The 6,416-nt window shown below is 71.8% G+C and carries 6 protein-coding genes; 1 reads left to right on the top strand and 5 read right to left on the bottom strand.

What is annotated here, in order from left to right; all coding sequences use genetic code 11:
- On the top strand, nt 1-220 hold a 220-nt coding region (locus tag ACFXMG_RS28110; RefSeq protein ID WP_384120136.1), incomplete at its 5' end, for a hypothetical protein.
- Nucleotides 221-412: 192 nt separating this feature from the next.
- On the opposite strand, the gene ACFXMG_RS28105 is transcribed toward ACFXMG_RS28110, so the two are convergent.
- The 5 genes from ACFXMG_RS28105 to ACFXMG_RS28085 form a co-directional block, all read right to left on the bottom strand.
- Nucleotides 413-1,030, bottom strand: a complete 618-nt coding sequence (locus tag ACFXMG_RS28105; RefSeq protein ID WP_383828937.1) for a hypothetical protein — start codon at nt 1,028-1,030, stop codon at nt 413-415.
- 100 nt (nt 1,031-1,130) lie between these two features.
- Nucleotides 1,131-2,585, bottom strand: coding sequence for an adenosylhomocysteinase (ahcY, locus tag ACFXMG_RS28100; RefSeq protein ID WP_383828939.1), 1,455 nt, complete (start codon nt 2,583-2,585; stop codon nt 1,131-1,133).
- Between the two features lie 298 nt (nt 2,586-2,883).
- A complete protein-coding gene (locus ACFXMG_RS28095; RefSeq protein ID WP_383828941.1) occupies nt 2,884-3,849 on the bottom strand; it encodes a cation diffusion facilitator family transporter in 966 nt (321 codons plus the stop codon).
- A 72-nt stretch (nt 3,850-3,921) separates the two neighbouring features.
- Nucleotides 3,922-5,073: a mannose-6-phosphate isomerase, class I gene (manA, locus tag ACFXMG_RS28090; protein ID WP_383828943.1), complete on the bottom strand. Its 1,152-nt coding sequence runs from the start codon at nt 5,071-5,073 to the stop codon at nt 3,922-3,924.
- Between the two features lie 175 nt (nt 5,074-5,248).
- Nucleotides 5,249-6,397 (bottom strand): SIS domain-containing protein, encoded by a 1,149-nt coding sequence (locus ACFXMG_RS28085; protein ID WP_383828945.1) that lies wholly within the window; start codon nt 6,395-6,397, stop codon nt 5,249-5,251.
- Nucleotides 6,398-6,416 lie beyond the last annotated feature (19 nt).

Genomic DNA, 6,416 nt, shown 5'->3' with positions numbered 1-6,416 from the left:
TCTGGCGTTGATTTTTGGCACGCTGTTGAGTTCTCAAGGTGCGGACGCTTCCTTCGTTCCTGTTTCCAGGCCCTCCGGGCGCTTCCTGCGCTTTCCTTCGTTTCCGACTCTATCAGATCTTTCCGATCCGATTTCCTCGGTGCTTTCCGGTCCCGAATTTGTTTTTCTCGGGGCCTTCCGGCGCTTTCCGACTTTATCAGAATCATTTCCGGCCGCCTAATCGGTGGCTTTTCTTGATTCGAGACAGAGAATCGGGAGTGAGTCAGACTCTAGTTGATTACTGCCGAGCTGTCCAGCTCTAGGCAACCATCTGAATCTACCTCCCCGCGTCCACCGTGTCAACGGTTTTCTCGGGCACCGGAGGACAGTACCAGCTCAGCGGGGCCCGTCGCACATCGGTGGCGGTGTGGCGTCAGGCCGGGAAGGCGGACGGGGGCGTGTCGAGGTCTTCGAGTTCGATGCCGGGGGCGGCGAGGACCACGTCGCCGGCGATGTGGACGGTGTGGCGCTCCCCCGTGTCCAGGGTGCTGACCTGGTATTCGTCCACGGTCAGCAGGCCGTTGTCGGTGGGGTGCGCCTCGCTTTTCAGCAGGGCCCAGGACTGGTCGACGGTGAGGGGGGCGAGGACCGGGTCCGTGAAGGCGACGAGGCGGAGGCGGGTCTCGGGCTCACCGGGGGCGAGGCGCAGGAGGCGGGTGAGGGCGATCAGGAAAGCGGGCGACGTACCGGTGAAGGCGTGGGCGCGCACATTGCCTTCGGTGGCGTGGGTTCCGGTGGGGTCCGTGCGGACCCAGGTGACGCCTTCGAGGGCGGCGCCGCGGACCTGCCAGCTCGACGCGTGGAGTTCCAGGCGGATGGGGCGGCCCCGTTCGTCGACGGCCAGGTCGACGGAGCCTCGGTGGTCGCCGGTGGGGGTGGTGATCTGGGAGACGTAGCGCCAGCCGGAGGGGCCGGGGGCACAGTGGAAGTGCTCCTCGCCGAGGGGAGTGTGGTCGTGCGGGTCGTGGAGCGAGTAGCGGCCGCGGGGCATCGCGTGTTCCTCGGGGGTGGGGGACGGGGCAGGCCCCCGGCACGGGGTGCCGGGGGCCTGCTGGGTCGACGCGTCGCCCGGTCGTACGCCGGGGGACGGATCAGTAGCGGTAGTGGTCCGGCTTGTACGGGCCCTCGACCTTGACGCCGATGTACGCGGCCTGCTCCGGGCGGAGGGTCGTGAGGCGGACGCCGAGGGCGTCGAGGTGGAGGCGGGCGACCTTCTCGTCCAGGTGCTTCGGGAGCGTGTAGACGTCGGTCGGGTACTGCTCCGGCTTCGTGAAGAGCTCGATCTGCGCGAGGGTCTGGTCCGCGAAGGAGTTCGACATCACGAAGGACGGGTGACCGGTGGCGTTGCCCAGGTTCAGCAGGCGGCCCTCGGAGAGGACGATGACGACCTTGCCGTCCTCGAACGTCCAGGTGTGGACCTGCGGCTTGACCTCGTCCTTGACGATGCCCGGGATCCTGGCCAGGCCGGCCATGTCGATCTCGTTGTCGAAGTGGCCGATGTTGCCGACGATCGCCTGGTGCTTCATGCGGGCGATGTCGGACGCCATGATGATGTCCTTGTTGCCCGTGGTCGTGATGAAGATGTCGGCCGTCTCGACGACATCGTCCAGGGTCGCGACCTGGTAGCCGTCCATCGCCGCCTGGAGCGCGCAGATCGGGTCGATCTCCGTGACGATGACCCGGGCGCCCTGGCCGCGCAGCGACTCGGCGCAGCCCTTGCCGACGTCGCCGTAGCCGCAGACGACCGCCGTCTTGCCGCCGATGAGGACGTCCGTGGCGCGGTTGATGCCGTCGATCAGGGAGTGGCGGCAGCCGTACTTGTTGTCGAACTTCGACTTCGTCACGGCGTCGTTCACGTTGATCGCCGGGAAGAGGAGGGTGCCGGCCTGCATCATCTCGTAGAGACGGTGGACGCCGGTGGTGGTCTCCTCGGTGACGCCGCGGATGTCGGACGCCAGCTGGGTCCACTTCTGCGGGGCCTCGACGAGGGTGCGGTTGAGGAGCTGGAGGATGTAGCCGTACTCCTCGCTGTCCGCGGTGGACGGGTCCGGGGCGGAACCGGCCTTCTCGAACTCGACGCCCTTGTGGACGAGGAGGGTGGCGTCACCACCGTCGTCGAGGATCATGTTCGGGCCGCCGGTGGGCGAGTCCGGCCAGGTGAGGGCCTGCTCGGTGCACCACCAGTACTCCTCCAGCGTCTCGCCCTTCCAGGCGAAGACCGGGACGCCCTGCGGGTTCTCCGGGGTGCCGTTCGGGCCGACGGCGATGGCCGCGGCCGCGTGGTCCTGGGTGGAGAAGATGTTGCAGGAGGCCCAGCGGACGTCGGCGCCGAGGGCGACCAGTGTCTCGATGAGGACGGCGGTCTGCACCGTCATGTGCAGGGAGCCGGTGATGCGGGCGCCGGCGAGCGGCTGCGTCTCCGCGTACTCGCGGCGGATCGCCATCAGGCCGGGCATCTCGTGCTCGGCGAGGGTGATCTCCTTGCGGCCGAAGACGGCCAGGGAAAGGTCGGCGACCTTGAAGTCCTGCTGCGCGGCAGTCGTCATGACTGTTGCTGCTCCTCGTGGGATCGAGTTGCGAGGGTCGGTTGTGGCGCCTGACACCGCGGTCGAGGCACCTGCGGGCACACGAATGCCCGGGTGGTTCGCGGTGCAGTCGTCGGAGGCCCTCTCTCCCTCGGCCGGTCCCCTGGGGGCCCGCCCGACCGCCATCAGCAGCGACGTCTGGCTCGTCACGAATCTACACCGATCGGCGCTCCGGCCGCAGGCCGCACGGAGAAGGCCCCCGGGGGCGCGGGGTGCGCTCCGGGGGCCTCGCCTGGGTGTTCTGGGGTGGGGTGGGGGCTCAGTGGCCGGATCCGCCCGGGGTCTTGGCCGGGTTCGCACCGTTGGCCGCGGCGGCGTCGTCGTAGATGTCCGGTTCGAGGTAGATGACCCGGGCGATCGGGACGGCGGCGCGGATGCGCTCCTCGGCGGCGTTGATGGCCTGGGCGACCTCGGCGGCCGTCTCGTCGTGGCGGACGGCGACCTTGGCGGCGACGAGGAGTTCCTCGGGGCCGAGGTGGAGGGTGCGCATGTGGATGAGGCGGGTGACGGCCTCGCCGTCGACGATCGCGTCCTCGATCTTCTTCACCTCTTCGAGGCCGGCGGACTCGCCGAGGAGGAGCGACTTGGTCTCCAGGGCGAGGACGATCGCGATGAGGATGAGCAGGACGCCGATGCAGAGGGTGCCGATGCCGTCCCAGACGCCGTCGCCGGTGATGAGGGCGAGGCCGACGCCGCCGAGGGCGAGGATCAGGCCGACGAGGGCGCCGAGGTCCTCCAGGAGGACGACGGGCAGCTCGGGGGCCTTGGCGCGGCGGACGAACTGCGTCCAGGTGAGGCCGCCGCGGATCGCGTTCGACTCCTGGATGGCGGTGCGGAAGGAGAAGGACTCGGCGATGATCGCGAAGACCAGGACGCCGACCGGCCAGTACCAGGCATCGATCGGGTGCGGGTCGTGGATCTTCTCGTAGCCCTCGTAGATGGCGAACATGCCGCCGACGGAGAAGAGGACGATGGAGACGAGGAAGGCGTAGATGTAGCGCTCGCGGCCGTAGCCGAACGGGTGCTGGGGGGTGGCCTCGCGCTGGGCCTTCTTGCCGCCGAGCAGGAGCAGGCCCTGGTTGCCGGAGTCGGCGAGGGAGTGGACGCTCTCGGCGAGCATCGAGGACGAACCACTGAAGAGGAACGCCACGAACTTGGCTACGGCGATCGCGAGGTTGGCGGCGAGGGCCGCCACGATCGCCTTGGTTCCGCCTGACGCGCTCATGGGTCTGTCTGTTCCCTTCGTCGACGCCCCGGCCCGTTGACCGTGGCCGTGGTACGGCCGGTCATTGTTGCATCAGGCCACGACGGTGGCGCGGAACACCGTGCCCGCTCCCGAGAGTTCGACGGGCTCGCCGGCCGGCACGAAGAGGGATTCGCCCGGGGAGAGCGTGGTTTCGCCCGCTTTCGGGCGGCCGGCGGTGGCCAGCAGGATCTGCGGGGTGGCGGCCGTCAGTTCGGTGGGGGCGGCGCCCTCGGCGCGTACGAGTCGGGAGAGGCGGAACTCGTCGATGGGGGTCTCGTAGACCTCCTCACCCGACGCGGACGCCTCCGGGCGCAGCACGCCGGGGTCGCCCGGCTCGAAGCGGACGACGCGGAGGAGTTCGGTGACGTCGACGTGCTTGGGGGTGAGGCCGCAGCGGAGCACGTTGTCGCTGTTGGCCATGATCTCGACGCCGAGGCCGGAGACGTACGCGTGGGGGACGCCGGCGCCCAGGTAGAGGGCCTCGCCGGGCTGGAGCCGGACGTGGTGGAGGAGCATCGCGGCGATCACGCCGGGGTCGCCGGGGAAGTGGTGGGCGAGGACGGCGTACGGGGCGAGGGCGCCGCCGAGCCGGTCGGCGGCCGCGGCGGCCTCGGTGACGGTGCGCGCCATCTCCTCCCGGTCGGCGGTGAGCAGGGCGGTGAGGACCTCGCGGAGGGCGGCCTCCTCCGGGTGCGCGAGGAGGAGGTCGGCGTACGGCTTGAGGGAGTCGACGCCGAGGGAGGCGAGGGTGTCGGCGGCCTCGGCGGGGGCGCGGAATCCGCAGAATCCCTCGAACGGGGTGAGGGCGCAGATCATCTCGGGCTTGTGGTTGGCGTCCTTGTACGTGCGGTGGGGGGCGTCGAGCGGGATGCCGGCGGCCTCCTCCGCGGCGAATCCGGCGCGGGCCTGCTCCAGGTCGGGGTGGACCTGGAGGGAGAGCGGGGAGCCGGCGGCGAGCACCTTGAGGAGGAAGGGCAGGCGGGGGCCGAACTTCTCGACGGCGGCGGGGCCCAGTTCGCGTACGGGGTCGGCCTCGATCAGCTCGTTCAGCGGCCCGCGGGCGGTGAGCGAGGGGGCGCCGGGGTGGGCGCCCATCCACATCTCGGCCTGCGGCTCGCCGGTGGGGGCGGTGCCGAGCAGCTCCGGGATGGCCGTCGTGGATCCCCAGGCGTAGGGACGGACGGTGTTGGCGAGGCGTTCCATGACGGGTTCCAGCTCCTCGGTGCGGTGACGGTGCCAGACGACAGATGACAGGGGGTGGGTGACCGGAGGGAGTCCGGAAGCCGGCGGGCGGGTGTCCGGGGTCGTACGCCGGGGGTGCCGCGGCCCGTGTCGCCGTGCCGTGCCGCCGTGCCGTGCCGTACGACGGCTCCGCGGGTCAGGGGGCCATGTGGCCCGAGGTCGCGAGGGAGAGGTAGACGGCGGCGAAGTCGGTGACGGCGACGAGTTCCGCGAGGGTCTCCAGGGCGTCGCCCTCCTCGGGTTCGAGTTCGCTGACGGCGGTGTCGTGGCCGAGGGCGAGTTCGCGGGCGGCGGGGGCGGCGCTGAGGCCGCCGGCCGGGCGGTCGCGGAGGAGGACGACGCGGGCGCGGAGGGCCTGGGTCTCCTCGACGCGGTCGCGGAAGAAGTCGTCGGGGTCGGCGGCGGCGGCGTAGGCGCCGGTCAGGAGGACGCCGTGGGCGGGGAGCGCCTCGGGGAGTTCGGCGGCGAGGGCGGGGAGGCCGGCGAGTTCGGCGAGGACGGCGGCGAAGCGGCGGCCGGCGGGTCCTGCGGCGTCGCCCTCGGTCCAGATGAGGGGCAGCGACTCGGCGAGTTCGGCGGCGAGGGTCTTGGCCGGGTTGGAGTACGTGGCGATGGCGGGGCCGCAGCGTTCGGCGGTGCGGTCGAGGCGGTCGGCGACGCGCTCCAGGGCCTCGGACGGGGCTTCGAGGAGGCCGACGCGGTCGAGGAGGGCGAGGAGGGGGGTGAAGAGGGCCCAGAGGGCGCCGGGGCTGGCGGCGAGCTTCTCGCCGTACTCGTCGGGTTCCTCGTGCGGGCCCATCGCGAGCGGGACGAAGAGGCCGCGGGAGCCGCTGACGGCCTCGGCGAGGGGGGAGCCCTCGGGGGCGACGGCGACGACGGTGATGCCGCGGCGGTAGGCGTGTCCCGCGAGGAGCGCGAGGCCGGGTTCGGAGCCGTCGGTGGTGGGCAGCAGGAGCAGGTCCACGGAGCCGGCCCAGCCGGGCAGGGCCCAGCGCAGGGCGCCGGCGGCGGGGGCGACGCCGGTGGGGGCGAGGCGTACGACGGGGGCGGAGGCGCCGGCGAGGGCGCCGATCAGGTCGGCGACGCCGGCGGCGGCGGTGCCGGGGCCCGCGACGAGGACGGCGCGGGGGCGGCCCTCGGGGTGGAGGGCGGTGATGCCGGCCTCGGTGGCGTGGCGGGCGGCGGTCCGGACCCGGGCGCCGGCCTCGGCGGCGCCGCGGAGGAGGCCGCGGCGGTCGGCCAGGGCGAGGGCGTCCGGTGCGTCGAGCAGGGTCTCGTCCAGCATGGGCGGGCCTCCGGGGCGG

It is taken from the genome of Streptomyces sp. NPDC059201, from assembly GCF_042754585.1.
In the GTDB taxonomy this organism is placed as follows: Bacteria; Actinomycetota; Actinomycetes; order Streptomycetales; family Streptomycetaceae; genus Streptomyces.
Note: the sequence above shows the minus strand (reverse complement) of the source record. Positions and strands in the feature narration are given on the sequence as shown.

What these genes read in the sequence shown, in the direction of transcription:
- ACFXMG_RS28105 (WP_383828937.1), bottom strand. Translation starts at nt 1,030, where the DNA reads ATGCCCCGCGGCCGCTACTCGCTCCACGACCCGCACGACCACACTCCC.
- ahcY (WP_383828939.1), bottom strand. Translation starts at nt 2,585, where the DNA reads ATGACGACTGCCGCGCAGCAGGACTTCAAGGTCGCCGACCTTTCCCTG.
- ACFXMG_RS28095 (WP_383828941.1), bottom strand. Translation starts at nt 3,849, where the DNA reads ATGAGCGCGTCAGGCGGAACCAAGGCGATCGTGGCGGCCCTCGCCGCC.
- manA (WP_383828943.1), bottom strand. Translation starts at nt 5,073, where the DNA reads ATGGAACGCCTCGCCAACACCGTCCGTCCCTACGCCTGGGGATCCACG.
- ACFXMG_RS28085 (WP_383828945.1), bottom strand. Translation starts at nt 6,397, where the DNA reads ATGCTGGACGAGACCCTGCTCGACGCACCGGACGCCCTCGCCCTGGCC.